Here is a 26852-nt window from a genome sequence, read left to right on the forward strand (position 1 = left end):
GATAAATATGCTAATTTATTTCATTATTTTATTCAATATCAGTTAAGTCCAAATAAAAAAGTAGCTTAAATAAGCTACTTTTTATACTACTAAAGCCTCACTAAAGCTTTATAATCTTATAATTTGCCTTTTTATTTCCACAATTAATTTGTATGATATAGTTCCCTGATGGATATTTTTGAAAATTAATTTCAGATTCCAAATTGTTAATTCTTTCATTATACATTTCTTGCCCAATCATATTGTAAATGGTAATAGAATCTATAATTTCGTTATTCTTTAGATATAATACATCTTTTACAGGATTTGGATAATAATTTAAAACACTCAAATTATCAAATTCTTGAGTGCCTAATACTGAATTGTAAGCCGATATTTGAAAAGAGCCAATATTATCATTGCCAAAATCCCAAACATTAACATATATAATTTCTCCTGGTGTTCTATTGGTTAATGTTATCATAGAATATTTGCCATTTGGAGAAGAATCATCATCACACTGAATATACTGTAAATTTGAGCAATTACCTGAATATGCAGCCATACCTGTGTCTGTAAGTGAGCCAAAACCTGTTTCGAGGGTTACTGCTCCAGAAGCAGGTATAACAACTGTGTACCATAAATCTCCTCCGTTATAATCTGCACAATCAATACCTGGTGCATTGGAATTTGTTGCCAAAGCATTTGTGCTACTTACAGCATAATCGGTAAAAGTATCTCCAATTGTTAAATTAATTGCTGTTGTACACTCATCATTATTAGAACTACTAGGTGGAGTAAGTATGCATACTGAGAATGTTGTGTTTTGATTTGGTATAGATGTTGTTGTATAAATTCTTAAATAATAAGTCTGACCTATTAGTAAACCGTTTACAACATTACTGTTTGGATCTGAACAACTACCTTGTACAAGTGATAAACCATTACAATTACCCGTGTATAATGCGTGGTACATATCGAGAGTAGAGCCCGTAATACTCGACAAAAGAATGTGGTGTGATGAACTTGTAGCAACAAATTTATACCAAACATCATCATCTGCTGTTCCCGCACAACTATTCATTATATTACTTGGTGTAGCATTTTGTACAGAACCTGTAACAACAGATTGACAATTTAAAGTATTACTTGGTGTTAGCATTATTGCACCAAAACAATCATCATTTGGCACTAATGAATTAATACCACATTGTATACGTTTTATACGTTCTAGAGTATTTGTACTACAATCTGAACCAGCATGCAAATAATATCTAATGATGCCAGAAAAATTTGACGTCCATTGTACAGTTCCCAATCCTGTTGCTAAAACTGTCGAAGCATCTTGATTGGATATTGTAATAAAATCTGTATTTAATGAACTTGAAAAAGTGTAAGTTACACCTTGTATTACCTCTACTTGAGAATATTCTCCTGCAAAAGCATTCGAAATAATAACTTCATTACTACCTGTACAACTTGGAATAAATGTTGAAGCAGGCTTTAATCCATAAGGAGCATTTACACAACCTGACGAAGAACAATCTTGCAAAACTGTAACAGCCAATCGAGTTATACTTTCGCAACCATTAACTTCTTGAGAAGCATAATAAGTAGTTCCCGAAACCAATAAAGTTGTATTTGCGAGCATATTTCCGTTTGTTGCACTATCATACCATTTTATTGCATTACCTGTTACAACTAAACTTGACAAACTTACAGAACCACAAAAAGTTTGATTAGCAATACCTTGTGGAGCTGAAGGAGCTTGCGTAAGTTGTAGAGAAATTGTAGCTAATGCGTAACAACCTGCCAAAGATAGTACTTTAACGTAAATGGTTTGTGGGCTTGACGTATTTATATAATTAGCAGGCGTTGTAATCGCATTTGTACCATTTTGCGCATCAGACAATGTAGTATAATATTCAAAAACTACATTGGGTGTGTTACAAATTTGATTGTTTGCCAAACTTAAATTGAACGTTTCGTATCCTATTGCGCCTATATTGTCGCATAATGTCAATACAGTATTATTTACTAAAGGACTTGATTCTAAAGTAACAAGAACAGGAAGTCTATTCAATCCTTCACAATTAATAGTTTGAGAAGCATAGTACGTTGTATTATTCTGTAAAACAGTAGTATTTGCTAATGCTACACCTCCTGTAGCCTGACTATACCATTTAATATTATCTCCAGAAACGATGATGTTTTGAAGTGTAGGATTATTTGCTGCACAAAAATATTGTTGAGAAGCTCCTGTTGGTGCTGGTGTTGTTGATGTACAATCGTAGGCCGACACATAAAAAGTACCTTCCTCTTCTGCATTGTAAGCCCAAACATTAGCATATAATATTTCGCCAGGTGTTCTATTGGTTAATGATAGTATTGAAAAATAACCATTTTGAGGATTGTCATCATTACAACTAACTAATGATAATGCAGAACAAGTTCCCGAATATACTGCTAAACCAGTATCTGTAACAGTATCCGAAAAATCGCCTTGTGTTTCTATTGTTACATTTCCAGATGAAGGCACTACAATAGTATACCAAACATCTGCTCCGTTAAAAAACGCACAATTTGGATTTGGAGGATTGGAATTGGTAGCTCCTAAATTTGTACTGAGTACTTGATGATCTGGAAATATATTACCTATTAATAATGGTGTTGCCTCTATGCAATTATCATTTGCTGGAGGATTTGGCAAAGTTGTAAAGACATAAGGTCCAGTCCATAAGCTAAACCCATTGTTCTGACAATTGGCTCTCACATAGAAATCGTAAGTTGTACTTCCTTGCAATCCATTTATAGTAAAAGGCGATATAACATTGGAGTATGTAGGGGTATTACTAGGTGTAGCTCCTCCTTGATTAACAACATAAACATCCCACATAGTTTCTGTACATCCTGCATTCCAAGATAATACAGCCGTAGAATTGGTTATAGAACTCACAAATAATGTATTGGGTTGTGAGCAAGCTGGCGCTGGTAATATTGTTACTACATAATCTTCGCTCTCTCCATAATTGTAGGTAGCACAAGGATCTATTGTAGCAGCATCTACATTCCAAACGTTTCTTATTCGCATTCTATGTGTACCAACTGTAGCTGTACAAGAAATATTTAAACTTAATACAGACGGCATTTCAACTTCAGTAGGTGCTTGAGAATATGCAACTCGCTCATCTATACTAAAAACGCCATCACTGTTAAAATCAATCCAAACTGCTACATTTTGATTTCCTAATGTACTGTGCGAAATTGTTAAGGTATATACAGAGCCCGCTGTTAAACTACAAGTATAATTGGGTTGTCCTTGATAAAAAGTATAGGCTGGATTTGTTGGAGATGTTCCAGTATTATTTGACAATGTAGTATCAGCAATAACTACATTAGAAATAAGATCTCCATACGTTTTACCGTAAGCATATTGAGGAATACAAAAACAATTAGATTGTAAATCTGTATTTACTAATATAGCTGTACTCTCTGAAGATTGATTCGAATTTGTACAAGTTACTGTACATTTATAATAATTTGACGTTGTTTGTGTAGCTTGATATGTACTATTTGTGGCATTTAAAATAGGAGAATAACTTACACCGTCTGTAGATATTTTCCATTGGTAAGTTACACCTGCCCCATTTGTAGGATTTTGCAAACTTAAATTAAAAGGAAAATTATAACATGACAATGTAACATCAGAAATAGTATTTCCAGGATTGGGCATACCCGTACACAAATTAGGTGGTATCCAAGAATAAGATAAACCTACTGGCGGAAATAACGTTTGTGAAAATGTAAGCACTCCAGATGCTGAAGTACTAGCTGTAGTTGCAGTCCAATCGGAAGTTGTTACTCTACTGTTAAAGTTGTTTGCAGGATAATTTGGTGCAGCTCTAAGTCCAGCTTGTGTAGATACATTACTTGCATTTTGAGTAGCCATAGCACCATACACAACTCGAACTTCATTTGTAGTTTCAAAAAGTTTAATCTGAAAATTAAAGGAATCACCTGTAGAACCATATTTTCTAAAATTTTTCCATTGAATGGTTAAAACCCTATTAGGACTTGTTCCTGACAATTCATAGCGTAATTCCGAACCTAACTGCCCTGCCATATCTCTACTAAAAGCCGAAATTCTAGCTACTAAATCGTTTGGAACAGCACTAGTAGTTGTAGAAAGTGGAAAATAGGCAGATGAACTACTAATATTTACAGAAGGTGTTAATACACTAGAACCCAACGATATCCAACCATTTGCATTTATTGCAAACCTATTGTATGTATATCCATTAAAAAGGAAATCAAAACCTATAGGAATTCCTATACCTGTAGTGGTTGAACCACCAAGTGGTATAGATAAATCTACAAATCTTTCATCATCTGTATCGGAGTTTCCTAAAACTGTGCCTCCTGTAATTTCTGTATAAGCAGTAGTACTTTGTGTAAAGGCATAAGTAGGTAAATTTTGAGCATAATTTTTTAAAAAGAAAAATAATAAAATTATGAATAAAGTACTTTTTTTCATGGACTGTAAGATTTGGGATTCTTTATGAAATAAAAGTACAAAAAAAAACGATTCCAAAAAATTTGAAATCGTTTTTTTTGTAAGAATAGTATTATTTTAAATGTTAAATTATGCTTTTTATGGGTATTATTTCGTTTACATCGGCTAAATAGTCCACATTTGGCACATCAAATCCAAACAATTGTAAGAAATCTAGTCTATAACCTGCAAGATCTCCTATTGTTGGCAAAGTTTCTGTAGATGCTTGCTCCCACAATTTTGAAACACTTTCTTGCACATCATCTCTCATTTCCCAATCGTCAATTCTTATTCTACCATTTGCATCTGTAGGTACAGCATTTCCTGTATACAATCTTTCAGAAAATAGACGTTGTATTTGTTCTATACAACCTTCATGTAATCCTTTTTCTTTCATGGTTTTGTACAACAAAGAAATGTAAAGTGGTATTACAGGTATTGCAGAACTTGCTTGTGTTACTAATGCTTTATTTACCGAAACATAAGCTTTTCCTCCAATAGCTTGTAGGGCATCTGTAATTTCAAAAGCAGTTGCTTCTAAATGATCTTTTGCTCTACCAATTGTCCCTTTTCTGTAAACAGCTTCTGTTACTTCTGGGCCTATGTAAGAATAAGCAACAGTAACTGCATTGGTAGCTAATACTCCTGCATTATTTAAAGCATCCATCCACATTTTCCAATCTTCTCCTCCCATTACGGCAATAGTATTGGTTATATCTTCTTCTTTGCAAGGTTCTATAGAAATTTCTGAAACTTTACCTGTATGGAAATCTACTGTTTTATTGGTAAATGTTTTTCCTATTGGTTTTAATACAGAACGATATGTTATACCATCATTTGGATTGGTTCTAACAGGCGAAGCCAAACTATACACAACCAAATCAACTTGACCTAAATCTTGTTTAATTAAATCTATTACTTGTTGCTTTACCTCATTTGAAAAAGCGTCTCCGTTTATACTTTTAGCATAAAGTCCTTCTTGGCTAGCAAATTTTTCAAATGCTGCTGAGTTATACCAACCTGGTGATGCTGTTTTGCCTTCCATAGGAGGTTTTTCAAAAAACACTCCAATTGTAGAAGCACCACTACCAAAAGCACTGGTTATTCTCGATGCTAAACCAAAACCTGTTGAAGCACCTATTACCAAAACTTTTTTTGCTCCATTTATTATTCCTTTAGATTTTACATAATCTATTTGGTTTTTTACATTTTGCTCACAACCTACAGGGTGTGCGGTAAGACAAATAAAACCTCGCATTCTTGGCTCTATAATCATAATTGTATGTATTAAATTCTACGTTTAAAAAACAAATATACTTATTTTAATTAAGTAACTCTTTGGCATGTTCCAATGCTGCACTAGATATTTTTTCGCCCGATAACATTTTGGCTACTTCTACTACCCTATCTTCATTATTTAACAATATTATTCTTGTATGAGTATGTTGTTCGAGATCTTCTTTATAAACTTTATAATGACTATTTCCTTTGGCAGCAATTTGTGGTAAATGTGTTATAGAAATAACTTGCATATTACGACTCATTTGTTGCATAATTTCTCCCATTTTATGAGCTATTTCTCCCGAAACACCTGTGTCAATTTCATCAAAAATAATAGTAGGCAAGTGTGTATATCGCGATAAAATATATTTTACAGCAAGCATTATTCTAGACATTTCTCCGCCAGAGGCAACTTTTTTGAGTAACCCAAAACTTGAACCTTTATTGGCAGAAAATAAGAATTCAATTGTATCTTTTCCATTTGATAAAAACTGCTCTTGCGGAATAATATTTATAGTAAACTTGGCATTTGGCATACCCAACGGAGCTAAAATAGTAACCAATTCTGTAGTCAATAAATTAGCTGCTTGTGTTCTATTCGCTCTTAGTTGTAAAGAAATTTCATCTAATTGTAGTTGTAGTTGAGCTAGTAGTTGTGTATCGTTTTGTATTTCTTCTTCTAATGTTGTTACCGATACTACTTTACGCTCAAGATCAGATTGAATAGACAATAAAGCTGTTATAGTTTGTACTTGATGTTTTTTTTGTAACGAGTATATTGTTTGGAGTTTTTGACTTACACGTTCCAACTCATCGGGATTATCTACAATTTTTTCTGTTACAGCTTCAACTTCTTTGAGTATATCGTCAAATTCTATTACTATACTCAAAACTCTATCTAAAAGAGATTGGTACAACTTGTCAAACGAACTTATTTTTTGAAGAGAATATTTAATTTCGTTTAAACTATTGGTAACTCCTATCGCATCATCATTTGAAATAGCAATAACCTTAGCTAAGTTTTCCTTTATTAATTCTATATTGGATAATTTCTCTAAACTCAACTCCAATTCCTCTTGCTCATCGGGTTTTAATTTAGCATTTGTTAATTCTTCCAACAAATATGTGTTGTATTCTTGTTCTTTACGAATGTTTTCCAACTCATTTTTTTTACCCAAAATCGACTTCTGCAGTTGTTTGTATTGGGTATAAAGTGAGTTGTATTGTTGCAATAAAGATGCGTTTTGACCTACAGCATCTACAATTTCAAATTGCATATTTTCTTGTTGCAACTCTTGAGTTTGATGTTGCGAGTGAATATCCAATAAATAATTACCCAATTCTTGTAAAACCGAAAGGTTTACAGGAGTATCATTAATAAATGCTCGCGATTTAGCAGTTGACAAAATTTCACGACGTATAATGGTGTAATCATCGTAATCCAAGTCGTTTTCTTCAAAAAAAATCGAGAGATTATAATTTTTTATAAAAAAAGTAGCTTCGATAATGCACTTTTCTTGTTGGTTTTTGAGAGAATTCAAATCGGCTCTGTTACCCAAAACCAAACCCAATGCACCTAAAATTATAGATTTTCCTGCTCCTGTTTCACCTGTAATGGTTGTAAAACCTTCTGTAAATGTAACAGAAAGTTTATCGATTAAAGCATAATTTTCTACTGATAAATTTGTAATCATGAAGAAGAATTATTTTTTAATTTTTTCCCATTTTACAGAATTTGTTGGAGAAACTCTATTTAAGTTTTCCAATAATGATGTAACATCTACTGTAGGCCCTTCGGAAAAAATAGTAACTATTTCATCTGCTTTAGCATCAAAAAATATTCGAGTTAAATAAGCATTAGGTCTTACATTTTGAATTTTAGTGATAGAGTTTACAGCATTAATTATAGCTTCTTTACTTTCTTTAGTATTGATATTCATTTTATCCATACCCAAAAAATGGTATTGGTACTGAGCTTCTCTAAAAGGTTTAAATGTAGGAGAAAACATATCGTTTATTAAGAAGTACTTATTTTGAGTTTTTTCGGTTTGAGACCAACCTTTTATACCGCTAGGCATGGCAATATTTGCAATTTCTTGTGCGTTTTCCAACCCTTCATTTCCTCCCAAATTTGAAAATGTATCTGCATCTACACCGATTATTAGATTACAATAAAATGCTAAAGTAGACAACAAATTAGAATCAAAACTATTGGGGTTAAAATACATTTGCTGAAATTCTATATACTGAAAAGAAAAATCTTTATCATTAATATTTAAAACCGGTGTGGTATATGTTGCGTTGTAAACAGGTCGTGTAGATTGTACCTGCAATGTAGTTTCGTAATTATTATTTTCGTAGGCATTAATGGTAATGTACATCGAACAACTTATACGCTCTTCGGGTTTGTACTCTCGCTCTGTCCACGAGTTTTTATTTACAAAATCGCTAATAGATTTTTCTAAATTTTTAAATAATTGCGGATTCGCATTGGGTACTTTAGAATAATCTACTGTTACGTTACAATTGAGTTCTTGAGCTTGTAAAAACGACAAACTAAGCAAGAGTATAAATAGTATTTTATGCTTCATAATGAGCTATTATTTTATTGATAATATCCAATGCTACAGCTTCTTTAGGCTTTAAGGGCATTGGTTCTATATTGTTTTTAGAATCTATAAATGTAACCTTGTTTGTAGGTGTACCAAAACCTGCTCCGTTATCGCGTAGAGAATTAAGCACAATCAAATCTAAGTTTTTTTTCTGAATTTTAGCCTTAGCATGTTCCAATTCATTTTCAGTTTCCAAAGCAAAACCTATTAAAAATTGTTTTGATTTATTTTTACCCAATGTAGCAAGAATATCTTCTGTTTTTTCCAATTCGATAGAAAAAGTTTCATCGTTTTTTTTGATTTTTTCTTGAGCTACAAATTTTGGTCTGTAATCTGCTACGGCGGCGGCGGCAATCATAACATCTACTTCTTCAAAATATTCATTGCACGCATGGAGCATATCTTTTGCCGATTGTACTCTTCGTACTAAAATATCTTTATTTTGAGTTTGTAAATGTGTTGGCCCAGATATTAAAATAACTTCAGCGCCTTTATTTGCTGCACAATCTGCAATATCGTATCCCATTTTTCCTGACGAATGATTTCCTATAAAACGCACAGGGTCTATAGATTCGTATGTAGGACCAGCAGTAATAAGTATTTTTTTTCCTTTTAGTGGTAATTTTTTCTCTAAATCGTGTTCTATAAAAGAAAGGATATTTTCAGGTTCTGCCATTCTGCCTTCTCCTGATAATCCACTAGCCAATTCTCCTGTTTCGACAGGAATCATCACATTGCCAAACGATTGTAGTTTTGTAAAAGAATCTAGGCTTGTAGGATGCTTGTACATATCTAAATCCATCGCTGGAGCAAAATAAACAGGGCATTTGGCAGAAAGATAAGTTGCCAACAAAAAATTATCGCAAACCCCATTTGCCATTTTAGAAAGTGTATTGGCAGTTGCTGGAGCCACAATCATTAAATCTCCCCATATACCTAACTCCACATGATTATTCCAAACATAAGTATCATCAGAACTTGTAAAATCTACAAGCACCGGATTTTTGGATAATGTAGAAAGAGTAAGCGGTGTTACAAAATTAACAGAAGCAGGCGTCATTACTACACGTACTGAAGCGCCTGCTTTTATTAAAAGTCTTACCAATGTAGCTGTTTTATATGCGGCAATGCCTCCTGAAATGCCCAGAATTATATTTTTACCGCGTAATACAGACATGTGGTTCTTATTTATTGGTATCTCTGTAATAAATTTTACCGTCTAGCCATTCTTGTACTGCTAGAGCATGGGCTTTTGGTAATTTTTCGTAGTATTTTGAAACTTCTATTTGCTCTTTATTTTCAAAAACTTCTTCCAAACTGTCGTTATAAGTAGCAAACTCGTCTAGCTTGTCAATCAATTCTTTTTTAATTTCTCCGTTAATTTGGTTTGCTCTTTTAGCCATTATGGTAATAGCTTCATACACATTTCCCGTAGGAGTCTCTATTTCGGTTTTATTGTATGTAATTGTATTTACCGGAGCTGTTGTTTTCTTCAAATCCATGCTGTACTATTTAGAAAATTTTTGTAATTCTTTATCAATGTGTGCCAACATATTATCGGCAGTTTTTTTGTATTTTGTTTCTGATTTAAACTTTACCAAACTTGCATAGGCAGCTTTTGCATTTTGCAAACGTTCTTCCATTTTGGCGGGCACACTATTTATAGCGAGTTGGTAAGCTGCATCTAGTTTGTAATACATAGCATCTTCTTTAAAAGGTGTACCTGGATAATCAGCAACAAAAGCATCTAAAGCTATAATAGCTGCTTTAAAATCAGAAATAGTATGGTATTGTTTGGCTATTTCAAATGCTTTTTTCTCTAGTTTAGTTTTTAATTCTTTTACCAATTGATTGGCTTCTGGTAAATAGGTAGAATTTGGATATAAATCGATAAATTCTTGTAGTTTACTAATGGCTTTATCTGTATCCACTTGGTCTAAGCTATATCTTGGAGATAGCTGAGAAAAACATTTTGCACTTAAAAAATAAGCTTCTTCTCTAAACTCACTTTTTGGGTATAAAGAAGCAAAACTTTCAAATTGGTATGCTGCCAAATGATATTGCTGTGTTTTGTAATAACTTTGAGAAAACATATAAAACAATTTCTCTGCTTGTGGTTTTCCTTTGTATGAAGGTGCTATTTGTTCGAATAATCGAATGGCTTTACTATATTTTTTAGCATCATATAGTTTTTTGCCCACTTCGTATTTTACACCTACATCTTCAGATTTCATAGCTTTTTCAAATTCGCTACATGATGCAAAAGAAACTAAAACTATAAATAGATATATTATTTTTCTCATTCTATTAGATTAAAGCTTTGCTTGCTATGGTTGCAATAAAAGCAACTGCAAAAGTAATTATTATTTATTTATTCTAAAATATTTTTTTTAACGAGACTTTTATTAAAATTTATTTACAAAATCTTTTATTCTATTAGATAAATCTTCGTTTACATTTACCAAAGGTAATCGTACTGTATTTTCACACAAGCCAAGTATTTTAAAGACTTCTTTAATTCCTGCAGGATTCCCTTGTTCAAAAATCATATCAATACTATCGGCTATTTTATAATGCAGTTGGTAAGCTTGATCTACTTTTCTGTTAAGTCCTAAACGAACCATTTCAGAAAATTCCTTTGGAAAACCTTCACCAATAACTGATATAACACCTGCTCCTCCAGCCAAAACCATAGGCAAAGTAACCATATCATCGCCCGAAATTACAAGAAAATCTTTCGGTTTATTTTGTATAAGTCGCATAGCTTGTACAATATCTCCTGCGGCTTCTTTTATTGCTACTATGTTTTTAAACTCGTTGGCGAGTTTAATTACTGTGCTTGGTAGCATATTACTTGCTGTTCGTCCTGGCACATTGTACAATATTACAGGTATAGGAGATGCTTGTGCTATAGCTTTAAAATGCTGATAAATACCTTCTTGTGTAGGTTTATTGTAGTATGGCGAAACAGATAATATAGCTGTAAAAGCCGAAAAATCTCTGGTTTGTAATTCCTCTACCACTTTGTGAGTATTGTTACCTCCTACTCCTAGCACCAAAGGCAATCTACCTTTGTTTGCTTCTATTACAGTATTAATTACAAGTTCTTTTTCATCTGATGTTAATGTAGCTGTTTCGGCAGTAGTTCCCAAAACTACTAGATATTCTACTCCTCCATCAATTACATAATTTACAATACGTTTTAATGCTTCTGTATCTACAGAAAAATCTGTTTTGAAAGGTGTAACCAGCGCAACTCCGGTTCCTATAAGTGATTGCATTTTAAATTTTATTTAGTATTTTTAAATATTTGAACAATTCTGTTACAAAAATAGTATAATTTGCAGGGTTACTACGAATTATTATTTGATTTAATCTATGGTCTACAGATGAAAATCCTACTTTAAATTTCGCCTTAGATTGTAATGCAACGTGCATTAAAGGCGTTTTTTCATTTTCAAAATAATTGATAAGCATATCAAAAGGCTGAGCAATAAAATTTGTTACTGAGGCTTTTTTAAAATTACCAAACCAATCTATATCATTATAATAAAACAAATCTGTCGATAATTTTTCAGTAGTATTGATGCTTTTTTTAAATCGTAAAACAGTAATATTTTTGGCATCAATATTATGTTTAACCAATAAATCTAATATGTTTTGTTTTTGCAAACCTTCTGTTTCATCAACAATAAGTCCGACTTTTTTTATATAACCATCTGAATATATGTGTTTTGTATCTGATAATAATTTCTTAACAGAATTTTTAGCTAAAAAATTCTTTAGATTATTTAAAAACATAGTACTTTTACTTGGTTTACAAATTTAATTAAAATCTTCTACTATTACAGATGGTAAAGCTAAAAAACAATAGTATTTTAATAAAGCATTTTGTTTTATTATTAACATTTTTACTTTTTTCGTGCGGAAAACAAAATTATTACACAACCAAAATTGAAGGAAGCAAAATAGGAATTACAGAAAAAATAACTTCTGATCCAAAAATTGATGCCTATTTAAAGCCTTACCGCGAACATATCGATCAAGATTTAAAAACGGTATTGGCGTATTGCCCTGAAACTTTAGACAAATCTAAAGGCGAGTTTCAAACAGCAATAGGTTGTTTTTTGGCAGATATTACTTTAAATAAAAGCAACGCTGTATTTCAAAAAAGAGAAAATAAAACCATAGATTTTTGTATTCTTAATCATGGCGGTATTCGCAGTATTTTGCCAAAAGGAGATGTTACTGCTCGTACTGCTTATGAAATTATGCCTTTTGAAAACAGTGCTATTGTAGTAGAATTAAAAGGCGAACAAGTTTTGGAACTATGCCAATATTTTATCCGAGAAAAAAAACCTCATCCTTTATCTGGAATACAATTGACAATTGACAAAACAAACACACCCAAAAATATTACTATACAAAGCGTACCTTTAGACTTAAACAAAACGTATTATGTTGTTACTTCTGATTACTTATCGAATGGTGGTGATAATATGGATTTTTTTAAAAAAGGAATTAAAAAATATGATATTGAATACAAGTTACGAAACATTTTAATAGACTATTTTAAAGATGTAGATACCATTCAAGTAAACAATAGTATAAGAGTAACCAAAGAGCAATAGTTATGAAAAGAAGAGATTTTTTAAAAGGAAGCATGGCTATACCCGCTTTGGCTAGTATAGGCGGATTATCGTTGAGTAGTTTTACTACCGATGACAAAAATGTTAAACATATAACCATATTACATACCAACGATGTACACAGCTATATCGATCCATTTCCTGCCGATCATCCAAAAAACCCAAACATGGGTGGTGTAAGTAGAAGAGCTACGCTTATAGATGAAATTAGAAAAGAAAATCCAAATGTATTATTGGTAGATGCAGGCGATATTTTTCAAGGAACACCTTATTTTAATTATTATGGTGGCGAATTGGAATTTAAACTCATGAGCATGATGAAGTATGATTTTGCTACACTCGGTAATCACGATTTTGACAATGGTATAGATGGCTTTTATGCACAATTACCTCATGCTACGTTCGAATTTGTGTCGGCTAATTACGATTTTAAAAACACAGTGTTAAATGGTCATGTAAAGCCTTACAAAACTAAAACTATTGATGGTGTGAAAATTGGAATATTTGGTCTTGGAGTAGAACTAGACGGACTTGTAGATAAAAAAAATTACAAAGAAACGGTATACAACGACCCTATTGAAGTAGCTACCGATATGGCTCGAATATTAAAACATCAGGAGAAATGTGATTTGGTAATTTGCCTCTCGCACATTGGTTTTAAATATAAAGACGAACCAAACAAACCTAGTGATTTACTATTAGCCAAAAAAACCAAAGATATTGACTTAATTATTGGCGGACATACACATACTTTTCTCGACAAACCTATTATAGAAAAAAACCTTGATGGCAAAGACGTTTTGGTAAATCAAGTAGGTTGCTACGGACTTAATTTGGGTAGAATAGATTTTTATGTAACTTCAGATAAAAAAATAGCATCGCAAGGAAAATCAATAATTGTATAAAAAAAAGTCGCTTTAACAGCGACTTTTTTGTTAAACAAACTGACTATTATTTTTCTATATCTTTTAAATGCTCCATTTTCTTCAAAGCTAAAAAACCTTTGATATCTTCAAAGTGTTCTTTTACACGCTTATGCCCAAATTCAAACACTTTGGTAACCAAACCGTCTAGAAAATCTCTATCGTGAGAAACCAAAATTAAAGTTCCATCAAAATCTCGCAATGCATCTTTAATAATATCTTTAGTTTTCATATCCAAATGGTTGGTAGGCTCATCGAGAATAAGCACATTTACAGGCTCTAAAAGTAATTTTATCATAGCCAATCTTGTGCGTTCTCCACCCGAAAGGACTTTTACTTTTTTTTGTATATCATCACCCGAAAACATAAATGCGCCTAAAATATTTTTTATTTGCGTGCGAATATCACCCACTGCTATTCTATCTATAGTATCAAAAACGGTAAGTTCTCCGTCTAATAAAGCTGCCTGATTTTGAGCAAAATAACCTATTTGAGCGTTATGCCCTACTTCTAGTTTACCTGTATAATCAATTTCGCCCATAATGGCTTTTATCATTGTCGATTTTCCTTCTCCATTTTTACCTACAAAAGCAACTTTTTGCCCGCGTTCGATAACCATATTAGCATTATCAAAAACCACATGATCGTCATACTTTTTACCCAAATGCTCTACAACCACAGGATATTGACCACTTCTAGGCGAAGGAGGAAATTTTAATTTTAATGCGGATGTATCGACCTCGTCTACCTCAATAATTTCTAATTTTTCAAGCATTCGTACGCGCGATTGCACTTGTTCTGTTTTTGAAAAAGTACCTCTAAATCGTTCAATAAAAGCCTGATTTTCGGCAATGAATTTTTGTTGCTCTTCGTATGCTTTTTGCTGATGAGCTCGTCGATCTTTACGGAGTTCTAAGTATTGAGAATATTTTGCTTTATAATCATAAATCCTACCCATAGTTACCTCAATGGTTCTATTTGTAATATTATCAACAAAAGCACGGTCGTGCGAAATAACCATTACCGCTTTGGCTTGGTTTATTAAAAACTCTTCAAGCCATTGTATACTTTCCATGTCTAAATGGTTTGTAGGCTCATCTAGCAATATTAAATCGGGCTTTTTTAATAATATTTTTGCCAATTCAATACGCATACGCCAACCGCCTGAAAACTCTGATGTAGAACGATTAAAATCTTCTCTTTCAAAACCCAATCCTTTTAATACTTTTTCTACTTCGGCTTCGTAGTTTATTTCTTCTATAGAGTAAAATTTTTCGGAAAGTTCTGAAACTCGCTCAATCAATTTCATATACTCATCACTTTCATAATCGGTACGAATAGTAAGCTGTTCATTTATGGCATCTATTTCGTCTTTCATGGCAAAAATATCTGCAAACGCCTTCGAGGTTTCTTCTATTACTGTAGCATCATCTCTAGTAAGCAAATGTTGTGGTAAATAGGCTATTACGGCTTCTTTTGGTGCCGATATACCGCCTTTTGTAGGTTTATTTACACCAGCTACAATTTTCAACAAAGTAGATTTTCCTGCTCCATTTTTACCCATCAAAGCAATTTTATCATTTTCGTTTATAGCAAATGTAACTTCGCTAAAAAGTGTAGTTCCTCCAAATTCTACAGCAATGTCGTTTACAGTAATCATATCTATTTTTTAGAATAAGGTTGCAAATATAAACCAATACATTAAATATTTTAGAAACAATTATTTTAATGACAATTTGACATTTGTAAAGAAATGGCAGTACTTTTGCAAGCAATTGAAATGACAGCATGAAAATAAAAAACTTTTTTAAAACAAAGCATACTATGAGTACCGAGAATACTGAGAAAGAGCCATTAATACATGAAAATGAAGATGCAAATACTACAAACCAAACCACTGAAACTACAGAGAAAGAAATAGAATCTGGAGTAGAATTGTCAGTAGAAGAGCAATTACAAGAAGATTTGGCAAAAGAAAAAGATAAGTTTTTACGATTATTTGCAGAATTTGAAAATTATAAAAAACGAACAACCAAAGAAAGAATCGATTTATTCAAAACCGCCAATCAAGACGTTTTACAAGCCATGTTGCCGGTTTTAGATGATTTTGATAGAGCTTGGAATCAAATATCAAAATCTGAAGATGAAGCTCTTGTAAAAGGAGTAGAACTTATTCACGAAAAATTAAAATCTACTTTAATTTCTAAAGGTTTAGAACTAGTATCTGTAAATATAGGCGATGATTTTAATGCCGATTTTGCCGAGGCTATTACTCAAATTCCTGCTCCTACCGAAGAGTTAAAAGGCAAAATTGTAGATGTAATAGAAAAAGGATACAAACTTGGAGATAAAATTATTCGTTTTCCAAAAGTTGTTATCGGAAATTAATAAAAGTGTTACAATTTCTCGTTATTCTATATAACAGAAATTTAGAGTATTAAAAATTATGAAAAAAGACTTTTACGAAATATTAGGCGTTTCAAAATCGGCTTCTCCCGATGAAATAAAAAAAGCATACCGAAAAAAAGCGATAGAATTTCATCCTGACAAAAATCCTGGAGATAAACAAGCCGAAGAAAATTTCAAGCTTTGTGCCGAAGCCTACGAAGTATTAAGCGATCCAGATAAAAAAGCGCGTTACGACCAGTTTGGACACCAAGCCTTTGAAGGTGGTGGATATGGTGGTCATCACATGAATATGGACGATATTTTTAGTCAGTTTGGCGATATTTTTGGTAGTGCTTTTGGAGGAGGATTTGGAGGATTTGGAGGAAATTCTGGAGGGCAACGCCGCATGAAAGGAAGTAACTTAAGAATAAAAGTGAAACTTACACTAGAAGAAATTGCAAATGGTGTAGAGAAAAAAGTAAAAGTTAAAAGAAAAATTCAGGCTCCAGGTGTAAAATACCGTACCTGTTCTACTTGTAATGGTAGCGGACAAGTATTAAAAGTTACCAATACCATACTTGGGCGTATGCAAACAGCAACTACATGCCATTCTTGTGGAGGTAGCGGGCAAATGATTGATAGCAAACCAAATAATGCCGATGCACACGGCATGATACTAGAAGATGAAACTGTATCTATAAAAATTCCAGCGGGTGTAGTAGATGGTATGCAGCTTAAAGTTTCTGGAAAAGGTAACGATGCGCCAGGCAATGGAATTCCTGGTGATTTAATTGTTGCTATTGAAGAGCAAGAACACGAATTTTTAAAGCGAGAAGGCGAAAACTTACACTACGATTTATATATAAGTTTTCCAGAAGCTGCTCTTGGAGTTTCCAAAGAAATAGACACCGTAAACGGTAAAGTGCGCATAAAACTCGACGAAGGGATACAATCTGGAAAAATACTACGACTAAAAGGTAAGGGAATTCCTAGTTTAAACAGTTACGGCAATGGTGATTTACTTGTTCATGTAAACGTTTGGACACCTAAAAACCTTAACAAAGAACAACGCACATTCTTTGAAAAAGCAATACACGAAGACAACTTTAACCCAAAACCAGATAAAAGCGAAAAATCTTTTTTTGAAAAAGTTAAAGATATGTTTTCTTGATTATAAAATTATTTCTACATTTGAAAATTACTTGTAATCAAGTAATTTCTTTTTCATAGCAATTTTTCCCATCCTTGTTTTTCTAAAATTAGGGTGGGTTTTTTATTTCTTTTAACATATTTTAGACAGCAAATAGCTACTTTTACAAAAAATACAACATACTTATATGAGCTCGATATTAGAGGTACAAAATGTGGTAAAACAATATGGCGATTATACGGCACTAAACAATGTTTCGTTGTCTGTTCCAAAAGGAAGTATATACGGATTATTAGGCCCAAATGGTGCAGGAAAAACATCACTTATTCGAATAATAAATCAAATTACCATGCCCGATAGTGGTAGTATATTATTAGATGGTGAACCTCTTCAAATAAATCACATTGGTCATATTGGGTATATGCCCGAAGAACGAGGTTTGTATAAAACCATGAAAGTTGGCGAACAATGTTTGTACTTAGCTCAATTAAAAGGATTAAGCAAAACTGAAGCAAAAAAACAACTCGAATATTGGTTTGAAAAATTAAATATACAAGGTTGGTGGAATAAAAAAATTCAGGAATTATCCAAAGGTATGGCTCAAAAAGTACAGTTTATTGTAACGGTATTACACAAGCCAAAACTCTTAATATTAGACGAACCTTTTTCGGGTTTTGATCCTGTAAATGCCAATATTATTAAAGATGAAATTATAGAATTAAATAAAAATGGTACTTCAATTATTTTTTCAACTCATAGAATGGAAAGTGTAGAAGAAATGTGTGATTATATCGCACTAATACACAAATCTAATAAATTGCTAGACGGAAAAATAAACGATATCAAAAAGAAGTTTAGAACAAATACCTACCAAGTTGGTATATTAAGTACTAATGTAGAGGGCTTGATGTACGATTTATCTCAAAAATTTACGATGAAACAAACTTATTTTAAATCTTTAAATGATGAATTAAAATTGGAAATAAATCTAGGTAATCACACACCCAACGAATTGTTACATACGCTTTCTCAACGTGGACAGATTACTCATTTTGTAGAAAACATTCCAACAATCAATGATATTTTTATAAAAACAGTTACCAATCAATAAGAAATACTTTATGAATAAACTTTTACTCATTATAAAAAGAGAATTTATAGCCAAAGTACGCAATAAGTCATTTATTGTAATGACATTTCTTAGTCCGGTATTGTTTATTGGCATTGGTGTTTTTGTTGGGTATTTAAGCCAAATGAAATCGGAGCAAAAAAAAATTGCTATACATGATGAAACTGGAAAATTTGTATCAAAATTTAAAACCGACTCAGAATATAAATTTATAAACCTATCGACTCTCGATATTAAAGTAATTAAGGATAGTATTATAAAAGAACATTATGATGGGCTTTTGCAAATTCCAAACATTTCAAACAATTTATTACTTGCCAAAAAAATTGAATACATTTCAAATGAGAGTCCAAGCGTAATGTTTGTTTCCAAGCTTGAAAATACGATAGCCAAAGAGCTTACCAACGAAAATTTTAAAGCACAAGAACTCGACACAGTAAAAATCAACAAAGCAAAAGCCGACGTAAATATTTCTCTTGCAAAAGCCACAGGAGAAGCCTCTGTAAAAGGACTAAACGAATTAAAAATAGGTATTGGTGGTGCTTTTGGTTATTTAATTATGATGTTTATTGTAATTTACGGAAACATGGTGATGCGAAGCGTAATTGAAGAAAAAACCACCCGAATTATAGAAGTGATTATATCGTCTGTAAAACCGTTTCAGTTAATGATGGGGAAAATTATTGGAACATCGCTTGCAGGAATCATACAATTTTTAATTTGGGCGTTTTTAGGTTTAACAGCCCTATTTATTTTATCGTCTGTATTTGGATTACAAGTAGGCGCCACATCGGGCTTAGAGGCAGAAAAAGCCATGAAAACAGCACATGCGGTCATTGGTTCTGATATCAAATTGGTATTGACCGAATTATTCGATTTGCCTATTGCAACAATTATTATTGCTTTTATAATCTACTTTATAGGAGGTTATTTTCTCTACAGTTCATTTTATGCAGCTATTGGAGCGGCTGTAGACAACGAAACCGATAGTCAACAGTTTTTACTACCTATAATAATGCCATTAATATTAGGTGTTTATATTGGCTTTTTTACTGTAATGAACGATCCACACGGAACTATAGCAACCACGTTTTCATTTATACCACTCACCTCGCCTATTGTAATGCTTATGCGTATTCCGTTTGGGGTGCCTTGGTGGCAAATTATGCTGTCTATACTTATTCTTTTTGGAACATTCTTTCTTGTAGTTTGGTTTGCTTCAAAAATTTACCGAATAGGTATCTTAATGTATGGCAAAAAGCCTAGTTGGAAAGAAATGTATAAATGGTTGCGTTATTAATTTTATACTATTTAAAAAATGTCGTTTAAAAAACTATTTTCAATATGTATACTAGCATCACTAATATCCTGCTTAGGTTATAGTCCAACACCCTATTTTACAAGACTTGCAGAAGAACAAAAATGTGACAACCCACCCACACAAGTAGATTTGTATTTTGAAGGAGAACCTACAAATTTTTCATATACTAAAATAGGAATTATAGAAGTAAAAGGCGGCTATACAGACAAAGATGATGTTGTCATAAATTCGATGAAACAAGAAGCCATCAAAAGATGTTGTAATGCCATTATTGGAATAAAAAAAATGTACTCTACAGAGCAAATGGGTATTCTTTTTGATTCTAAAAATCAAGAAAAATATCAAGCTGTTGTATACTACGGTATTGCTGTACAAAAAAAATAATTTAGCCATTCAATTTTGAAAAATATGAGCAAAATACTTATTATAGAAGACGAAGCCTCCATACGAAGAGTATTGGTAAAAATACTTTCAGAAGAAAATGATACGTACAAAGTAGATGAAGCCGAAGATGGAATTCAAGGATTAGAAAAAATAAAATCTGAAGATTACGACCTTGTACTCTGCGATATAAAAATGCCTAAAATGGATGGCGAAGAAGTATTGCAAGAAGTAAAAAAAATAAAACCAGAAATTCCTATGGTTATGATTTCTGGACATGGCGATTTGGAAACTGCAGTAAACACTATGCGCCTTGGAGCTTTTGATTATATTTCAAAACCACCCGATTTGAATCGTTTACTAAATACTGTAAGAAACGCACTAGACAAAAAGCAACTTGTAGTAGAAAATAAAATATTAAAGAAAAAAGTTTCCAAAAATTATGAAATGATTGGAAACTCACAACCCATACTCCATATTAAAGAGCTTATAGAAAAAGTTGCTCAAACCGATGCTCGAGTGCTTATTACGGGGCCAAACGGAACCGGTAAAGAACTTGTAGCACATCAACTTCATGAAAAAAGCAACCGCTCATCGCAACCAATAATTGAAGTAAACTGCGCAGCTATACCTTCAGAACTTATTGAAAGTGAGCTTTTCGGACATGTAAAAGGTGCTTTTACCTCGGCAGTAAAAGATAGAGCTGGTAAATTTGAAGCAGCAGATGGCGGTACTATATTTTTGGATGAAATTGGCGACATGAGCTTACCTGCACAAGCCAAAGTATTAAGAGCTTTACAAGAAAACTTAATTCAACGAGTAGGTGCCGATAAAGATATTAAAGTAAATGTGCGAGTTATTGCTGCAACCAATAAAGATTTAAAAAAAGAAATTGCAGAAGGCCGATTTAGAGAAGACTTATACCATAGACTCGCTGTTATTTTAATAAAAGTTCCTGCTCTTAATGACAGACGCGACGATATTCCGTTATTAATCAATCATTTTGCTCAAAAAATAGCTGAAGAACAAGGCTCTGCATCTAAAATATTTAGTGAAGGTGCTCTAAAATTACTTCAAGAATATGATTGGACAGGAAACATTAGAGAACTACGAAATGTTGTAGAACGCTTAATTATTCTCGGAGCTAATGAAATTTCTGAAAACGACGTAAAACTATTTGCAAGCAAATAATGAATTATTGAAAATGAATTTAAAAAAAATAAATCCCCATTTACAAAAGGCACTACTAGAAAATGGTTTTACAGAAGCCTATGAGTTGCAACAAGAAACATTCTCAAGCATAAAAAGCGGTCATGATTGTATCATACAAGCACCCGAAGGTTTTGGAAAAACAACAACACTTGCTATTAACGTAATACAAAAATTAGAAAAAGCAGTTGGCGAAAGCACTCGTGCTTTGGTATTAACAGAAAATAAAGAAAAAGTACTCGAATTGGTATCGCTTTTTAAATCATTTTCTCAATATACCAATTTAAGAATTATTGGTGTACACGATAAAGGCGATATGGATTATGACAAAAATGTAATATCTGCTGGAATGGATATACTTATTGGTACCCCTACCCGAGTTAATGAAATGTTTTCGTCTGCTGGATTTAACATTACTACCATCAAAATGTTTGCAATAGATGATGCAGATATTCTTTTTAGACAAAGAATGGATACAGTTATTCTCCGTTTGTCAAGTAGTATAGAAAAAACGCAACGTTTATTTTTTTGCAACGAAATAACCGAGCGTGTCGAAATACTTGCCGATAAAATAATGGTAGAACCTCTTTTTTTTGAAATGGATACCGAAGATTAATTTTATTTTATTTCTTGAAGTTTTACCAAAATTTTTGTAGTTGCTCTTAGCACTAAAACATTGTTGTTTATAGTAAAGTTATCTACTTTGGCGAGTGCTGTAGAAAAAGATCTTTCTGCTTTCATATCTTCACAAACCATCATCGTAGATAAAATTTTTGAAAACGAAATTGTATTTCCCTCACCTTGCTCATAACTACCACCTAGTGTGTTACAGCCTGCCATAGCCGAAAAACGTCCTTTTTCATAAAAATGTACTATATACTTGTCTTTTTTGTTTTCACTATCAAATGAGATAGGCGTATCATTAATTTCAACTATCATAAATTTTCTACCATTCAGTAAAGATACATCTTCTATAGTTTTAGGCATTTCTGTAAGAGTTGAATTCTTGGTGTTATTATTTTCTGTAATTTTTTTAGTACAAGACAATAAAGTTATTTGCACAATGGCTATGGTGAGTATTACTGAATATTTCATTTTTAGTTAAATTAGGCTTATTTTAATATTATTCTAATGACAAACTTATACACTTATTTTTCTACAAGACAAGTACATAACTGTAAAACAAAATTACACCTATTTTGATATTGGTTTGTATCAAAATATAAAAATTTCTTCTGTTTCAAAGATTGATAAAAATTATGTAGGTTTGCTTTAAATTTTTAAAGCATGAATCATTTACAAGAAATTATAGAGAAAGCTTGGGAAAACCGTGACTTACTCAAAGAAGAACATACAACCACAGCAATACGAACTGTTATCGATTTACTTGATGCTGGTACCCTTAGAGTAGCACAACCTACCGAAAATGGTTGGCAAGTAAACGAGTGGGTAAAAAAAGCGGTAGTTATGTATTTTCCTATTCAAAAAATGGAAACTTTTCAAGTAGGCATTTTTGAATACCACGATAAAATTCCGTTGAAAAGAGGCTATGCCGAAAAAGGAATAAGAGTAGTGCCTCATGCAGTAGCTCGACATGGAGCTTATATTTCTAGAGGAGTTATTATGATGCCTAGCTATGTAAATATTGGTGCTTATGTAGACGAAGGCACTATGGTAGATACTTGGGCTACTGTAGGTAGTTGCGCTCAAATTGGTAAAGATGTTCATTTATCTGGTGGTGTGGGCATAGGTGGTGTTTTAGAGCCACTACAAGCTGCTCCTGTTATTATAGAAGATGGTGCTTTTATTGGTTCAAGATGTATCGTGGTTGAAGGAGTACGTGTAAAAAAAGAAGCTGTACTTGGTGCTAATGTTTGCCTAACAGCCTCTACCAAAATTATTGATGTTACGGGTAGCGAACCTGTTGAACACAAAGGTTTTGTTCCTGCTCGATCTGTAGTAATTCCTGGTAGTTATACCAAAAAGTTCGAAGCTGGCGAATTTCAAGTACCTTGTGCACTAATTATAGGAAAAAGAAAAGCTTCTACCGATTTAAAAACATCGCTAAATGATGCGCTTAGAGAATATGACGTAGCTGTGTAATTAGAAAATATTAAAAATCGTATGAATTACGAGTTATATGTAGTAACTCGTAATTTTATTTTTTTAAGTGTTTCATTTTACGCTTTAGCCACTTTTTCTTATTTATTTTTCTTTTAAAATCTCCCGATGTTTTAAACAGTATTTGCTGTAAACTTTCAATAGATTGATGGCTTAATTGTGCATAAGTAGTGGCAACAATTTTTAGCATTTGTTTGGAAAGCCACATTTTTTTAAAATTGTCCATGCGCTTATACCAAGACATTTTTTCAAACTTCATTCTATTCAAATCAATCAAATAAAAATCATATTGCTGGTTTTCTTTTTTTACAATAAGTGTATTTCCTGGTGAATGATCAAGAAAATTTACATTGGCTTCGTGCATACTATACGTAAATGCTGTAAACTGTTCTATTATAGTTTTTCTATCTTTAAAAAAAGGATCATGTATTAGCTCTCTTATGGTAAAATCATAAGGTATATAAGCAGAGATATAATAACTATTTGACAATAAACCTAAACTATTTTTTTCTTCAATATAAGCTATTGGAAAAGGCGTTTTTATTTGATGATCTATAAGATAATTTGCATAATTGAATGACCTTTTGGCCTTGCTTTCTCTAAAAAAAGTATAAATTATGGCTTTAAAAAAACCTAACTTTTTAAAAAACTTTAAGGTAACTTCTTCTTGGTTTAGTTCGTGTATTTTTATAGAATTTCGAGCTCCTTCAACTAAAATTTTTCCTTGATTATGGTAATTGCGAGCAAGATTTATAATTTCTTTTTCAAACAATTGGTATTGAGGATGGATAATTACTTTCACTTTTAAAAAATATTGTTGGGTAAAAGTATAAAAAATACTACTTTGCAAACAGTTTCTTAAAAAAATGTTATGCCTGCGGTAAAAAAAATTCTTATCATTCAAAATAAACGTATTGGAGATGTTCTCATTAGTTCGGTAATTGCAAACAATTATAAAACCAAATACCCTGATAGTGAAGTGCATTTAATGGCTTACGAATTTACGCATGGTGTTATCGAAAACAATCCGAATATTGATAAAATAATTGGTATAAACGAAAAAGAGCTCAAAAAAATAGGCAATCTTATCAAAATGATTCGCTGGGTAAAAAAACAAAAGTATGATATTATTTTTGATCCCTACTCTAAACTTCAAAGCCGTCTGATTTGCAAATTTGGTGGAGCTAAAATGACTATTGGACACAAAAGCCGAAAAAAAATAGGTAATTTGGGCTACTACACAAATCCTGTAAGCATATTGGAAGAAAAAACAAAACCTTGTGGTAAAGCGATAGAAGATAGAATTCATTTGCTACAACAAGCAGAATTGTTTGAGAATATTAACTATGAACCAAAAATATTTTTAACAGAAAAAGAGCAAGCATTTCAATTTCCAGAGCCATTTCGAGATAAAAAAATAATTATGTGGGGCATATTGGGTAGTACACCACAAAAATCGATGCCTTATGAATATGTTGCCCAAATGATTGACCATGTTACAGCCAATTATGATGTGTATTTACAACTAAATTATGCGCCAAACCAACAAGAAGAAGCCAACAAAATTTTAGCACTATGTAAAGATACAAGCAGTGTAATACAGGGTGTTTATGCCAAATCTATACGAGAATTTGCGGTACAAATGAACCAATGCGCTGTTCTTATTTCCAATGAAGGAGGAACCGTGCATATTGCCAAAGCACTGAACAAACCTACGTTTACCATTTTTTCTCCTTATATAAATAAAGACGATTGGAGTAGTTTTGAAGATGGTGTTTTTCACAAATCGGTACATTTATTAGATTTTGTACCCCATGCTATTACCAATTTGTCGTATGAACAAAATAAAGAAATAGAAAAAAATCCAAGACCTCTTTATTTACAACTCACTCCAGAAATGATGTTGCCCGAATTGGACATTTTCTTAAAGAATAATTTATAGATTTATTACTCTTTTTGAAACTTAGTTCGTTTACTGCCTGCATACATTTCGTATTTTACCAAACGAGCTTCTAAGCTACCGTTAAACAATTTTATTTTACGAGAAGGTTTAAGTCCTACAAATTTTAAGGCTTCCAAATTGGCAGTAATAAACCAAGCATTCGTATTCGGATAATTTTTTTTGAGTGTATCGCCAATATTTTTGTAAAACATTTCCATTTCTATGTCCAATCGTTCTCCATAAGGCGGATTAAATACAATATGTAACGGCCCTGAGTTATTTTTTTCGGTCTCAAAGAAATTTTGACGTTCTACTGTTATATATTCTTCTAAATTTGCATTGATAATATTATCTTCTGTTTTTTTAACAGCACTTGGAGCTTTATCATAGCCTTTTATTGAATAATGAAATTCTTTTACACGTTTCATTAAACTATCTATCACTGTATCAAACAAATCGTTATCCCAATCATTCCATTTTTCAAAGGCAAACTCTTTTCGGTTTATATTAGCGGGTATATTGCAGGCAATCATTGCGGCTTCAATAAGCAAAGTCCCCGAACCACACATAGGATCTAAAAAGTCCGACTTTCCGTCCCAACCAGACAACAATAACATACCTGCTGCCAATACCTCGTTTATAGGCGCAATATTGGTTGCTGTTCTATAACCTCTATGGTGTAACGATGCGCCAGAAGTATCCAATGATACCGTACATTGATCTCGATCTATATGAATATTAATTCTTAAATCGGGAAAATCTTTTTCTACACTTGGGCGTTGCCCTGTTTTGGCTCTAAATTGATCTACAATAGCATCTTTGGTCTTTTGTGCTACAAACTGCGAATGTTTAAAATGGTCAGAATGTACTGTGGTATCAATTACAAAAGTTTGATTTTCATGAATGTACTTACTCCAATCAATACCTTGTATGCCTTTGTATAAACTTTGCTCGTTAAAAACTCTAAAATAATAAATAGGTTTCAAAATTTTTAAGGCAGTACGCAAGGCTAAATTGGCTTTATACATAAATCCTTTATCGCCCTTAAATAATACTGCTCTTGTACCTACTTCAACCTCTTGCGCTCCTAGTGTTCTTAACTCTTGGGCTAATATTTCTTCAAAACCAAAAAAGGTTTTTGCTATCATTTTAAAATTTTCCATGCTTTTGTATTTCAAAAAAATCAGTAGTGATTTGGCGCAAAAATACACTAAA

The 26852-nt window shown here is 32.4% G+C and carries 24 protein-coding genes; 11 read left to right on the plus strand and 13 right to left on the minus strand.

The annotated features are described in order from the left end of the window. Window positions 1-100: 100 nt before the first annotated feature. The 9 genes from Q361_RS02400 to Q361_RS02440 form a co-directional block, all read right to left on the minus strand. Window positions 101-4513: a GEVED domain-containing protein gene (locus tag Q361_RS02400; protein ID WP_103725108.1), complete on the minus strand. Its 4413-nt coding sequence runs from the start codon at window positions 4511-4513 to the stop codon at window positions 101-103. Window positions 4514-4616: 103 nt separating this feature from the next. Next, a complete protein-coding gene (gene fabV, locus Q361_RS02405) occupies window positions 4617-5807 on the minus strand; it encodes an enoyl-ACP reductase FabV (RefSeq protein ID WP_103725109.1) in 1191 nt (396 codons plus the stop codon). Window positions 5808-5853: 46 nt separating this feature from the next. Next, window positions 5854-7506: a DNA repair protein RecN gene (gene recN / locus Q361_RS02410; protein WP_103725110.1), complete on the minus strand. Its 1653-nt coding sequence runs from the start codon at window positions 7504-7506 to the stop codon at window positions 5854-5856. A 9-nt stretch (window positions 7507-7515) separates the two neighbouring features. Further along, the gene (porD, locus tag Q361_RS02415; protein WP_103725111.1) at window positions 7516-8403 is read right to left on the minus strand and encodes a type IX secretion system protein PorD; all 888 of its coding nucleotides are present in this window, start codon (window positions 8401-8403) and stop codon (window positions 7516-7518) included. After that, window positions 8393-9601, minus strand: coding sequence for a bifunctional phosphopantothenoylcysteine decarboxylase/phosphopantothenate--cysteine ligase CoaBC (gene coaBC / locus Q361_RS02420; RefSeq protein ID WP_103725112.1), 1209 nt, complete (start codon window positions 9599-9601; stop codon window positions 8393-8395). Before coaBC ends, porD begins: the two co-directional genes overlap by 11 nt. Before the next feature lie 7 nt (window positions 9602-9608). Beyond that, window positions 9609-9926, minus strand: a complete 318-nt coding sequence (locus Q361_RS02425) for a DNA-directed RNA polymerase subunit omega (protein ID WP_103725113.1) — start codon at window positions 9924-9926, stop codon at window positions 9609-9611. Between the two features lie 6 nt (window positions 9927-9932). Continuing rightward, on the minus strand, window positions 9933-10727 hold the full coding sequence (locus tag Q361_RS02430) for an outer membrane protein assembly factor BamD (protein ID WP_103725114.1): 795 nt from the start codon (window positions 10725-10727) through the stop codon (window positions 9933-9935). A gap of 102 nt (window positions 10728-10829) precedes the next feature. Then, window positions 10830-11705, minus strand: a complete 876-nt coding sequence (gene dapA, locus Q361_RS02435) for a 4-hydroxy-tetrahydrodipicolinate synthase (RefSeq protein WP_103725115.1) — start codon at window positions 11703-11705, stop codon at window positions 10830-10832. A 1-nt stretch (window position 11706) separates the two neighbouring features. Next, window positions 11707-12225: a DUF6913 domain-containing protein gene (locus Q361_RS02440; protein WP_103725116.1), complete on the minus strand. Its 519-nt coding sequence runs from the start codon at window positions 12223-12225 to the stop codon at window positions 11707-11709. Between the two features lie 50 nt (window positions 12226-12275). Here Q361_RS02440 and Q361_RS02445 point away from each other — a divergent pair, with 50 nt between their 5' ends. Both Q361_RS02445 and Q361_RS02450 read left to right on the plus strand, forming a co-directional pair. After that, window positions 12276-13055, plus strand: a complete 780-nt coding sequence (locus Q361_RS02445; protein ID WP_103725117.1) for a 5'-nucleotidase C-terminal domain-containing protein — start codon at window positions 12276-12278, stop codon at window positions 13053-13055. Between the two features lie 2 nt (window positions 13056-13057). After that, the gene (locus Q361_RS02450; protein WP_103725118.1) at window positions 13058-13978 is read left to right on the plus strand and encodes a metallophosphoesterase; all 921 of its coding nucleotides are present in this window, start codon (window positions 13058-13060) and stop codon (window positions 13976-13978) included. A gap of 46 nt (window positions 13979-14024) precedes the next feature. Here Q361_RS02450 and Q361_RS02455 read toward each other — a convergent pair whose 3' ends face one another. Further along, window positions 14025-15656 carry an ABC-F family ATP-binding cassette domain-containing protein gene (locus tag Q361_RS02455; protein WP_103725119.1) on the minus strand — a complete coding sequence of 544 codons (1632 nt, stop codon included), beginning with the start codon at window positions 15654-15656 and terminating at the stop codon, window positions 14025-14027. 164 nt (window positions 15657-15820) lie between these two features. Here Q361_RS02455 and Q361_RS02460 point away from each other — a divergent pair, with 164 nt between their 5' ends. The 7 genes from Q361_RS02460 to Q361_RS02490 all read left to right on the plus strand — a co-directional run bounded on the left by Q361_RS02460 (window position 15821) and on the right by Q361_RS02490 (window position 22190). After that, window positions 15821-16384: a nucleotide exchange factor GrpE gene (locus tag Q361_RS02460; RefSeq protein ID WP_394335847.1), complete on the plus strand. Its 564-nt coding sequence runs from the start codon at window positions 15821-15823 to the stop codon at window positions 16382-16384. Between the two features lie 58 nt (window positions 16385-16442). Then, window positions 16443-17555, plus strand: coding sequence for a molecular chaperone DnaJ (gene dnaJ, locus Q361_RS02465; protein WP_103725121.1), 1113 nt, complete (start codon window positions 16443-16445; stop codon window positions 17553-17555). A gap of 166 nt (window positions 17556-17721) precedes the next feature. Then, the gene (locus Q361_RS02470; protein ID WP_103725122.1) at window positions 17722-18645 is read left to right on the plus strand and encodes an ABC transporter ATP-binding protein; all 924 of its coding nucleotides are present in this window, start codon (window positions 17722-17724) and stop codon (window positions 18643-18645) included. A 10-nt stretch (window positions 18646-18655) separates the two neighbouring features. Beyond that, on the plus strand, window positions 18656-19963 hold the full coding sequence (locus Q361_RS02475; RefSeq protein WP_103725123.1) for an ABC transporter permease: 1308 nt from the start codon (window positions 18656-18658) through the stop codon (window positions 19961-19963). Between the two features lie 18 nt (window positions 19964-19981). Then, complete coding sequence (locus Q361_RS02480) at window positions 19982-20368, plus strand: YbjQ family protein (protein ID WP_103725124.1); 387 nt, start codon at window positions 19982-19984, stop codon at window positions 20366-20368. Window positions 20369-20392: 24 nt separating this feature from the next. After that, window positions 20393-21556: a sigma-54-dependent transcriptional regulator gene (locus Q361_RS02485; protein ID WP_103725125.1), complete on the plus strand. Its 1164-nt coding sequence runs from the start codon at window positions 20393-20395 to the stop codon at window positions 21554-21556. Window positions 21557-21569: 13 nt separating this feature from the next. Next, the gene (locus Q361_RS02490; protein ID WP_103725126.1) at window positions 21570-22190 is read left to right on the plus strand and encodes a DEAD/DEAH box helicase; all 621 of its coding nucleotides are present in this window, start codon (window positions 21570-21572) and stop codon (window positions 22188-22190) included. A gap of 2 nt (window positions 22191-22192) precedes the next feature. On the opposite strand, the gene Q361_RS02495 is transcribed toward Q361_RS02490, so the two are convergent. Continuing rightward, complete coding sequence (locus tag Q361_RS02495) at window positions 22193-22669, minus strand: META domain-containing protein (protein ID WP_103725127.1); 477 nt, start codon at window positions 22667-22669, stop codon at window positions 22193-22195. 192 nt (window positions 22670-22861) lie between these two features. On the opposite strand from Q361_RS02495, the gene Q361_RS02500 reads away from it, so the two are divergent. After that, entirely contained in the window at window positions 22862-23677 is an 816-nt protein-coding gene (locus Q361_RS02500) for a 2,3,4,5-tetrahydropyridine-2,6-dicarboxylate N-succinyltransferase (RefSeq protein WP_103725128.1), read from the plus strand. Window positions 23678-23732: 55 nt separating this feature from the next. Here the strand turns inward: Q361_RS02500 and Q361_RS02505 are convergent, their stop codons facing one another. Next, entirely contained in the window at window positions 23733-24497 is a 765-nt protein-coding gene (locus Q361_RS02505) for a lipopolysaccharide kinase InaA family protein (RefSeq protein WP_103725157.1), read from the minus strand. 69 nt (window positions 24498-24566) lie between these two features. On the opposite strand from Q361_RS02505, the gene Q361_RS02510 reads away from it, so the two are divergent. After that, on the plus strand, window positions 24567-25637 hold the full coding sequence (locus tag Q361_RS02510; RefSeq protein WP_103725129.1) for a glycosyltransferase family 9 protein: 1071 nt from the start codon (window positions 24567-24569) through the stop codon (window positions 25635-25637). 5 nt (window positions 25638-25642) lie between these two features. On the opposite strand, the gene Q361_RS02515 is transcribed toward Q361_RS02510, so the two are convergent. Then, entirely contained in the window at window positions 25643-26800 is a 1158-nt protein-coding gene (locus Q361_RS02515) for a THUMP domain-containing class I SAM-dependent RNA methyltransferase (protein WP_103725130.1), read from the minus strand. Between the last annotated feature and the right edge of the window lie 52 nt (window positions 26801-26852).

Origin of the sequence: Flavobacterium croceum DSM 17960 (assembly GCF_002917885.1) — a bacterium.
Lineage (GTDB): Bacteria > Bacteroidota > Bacteroidia > Flavobacteriales > Flavobacteriaceae > Flavobacterium > Flavobacterium croceum.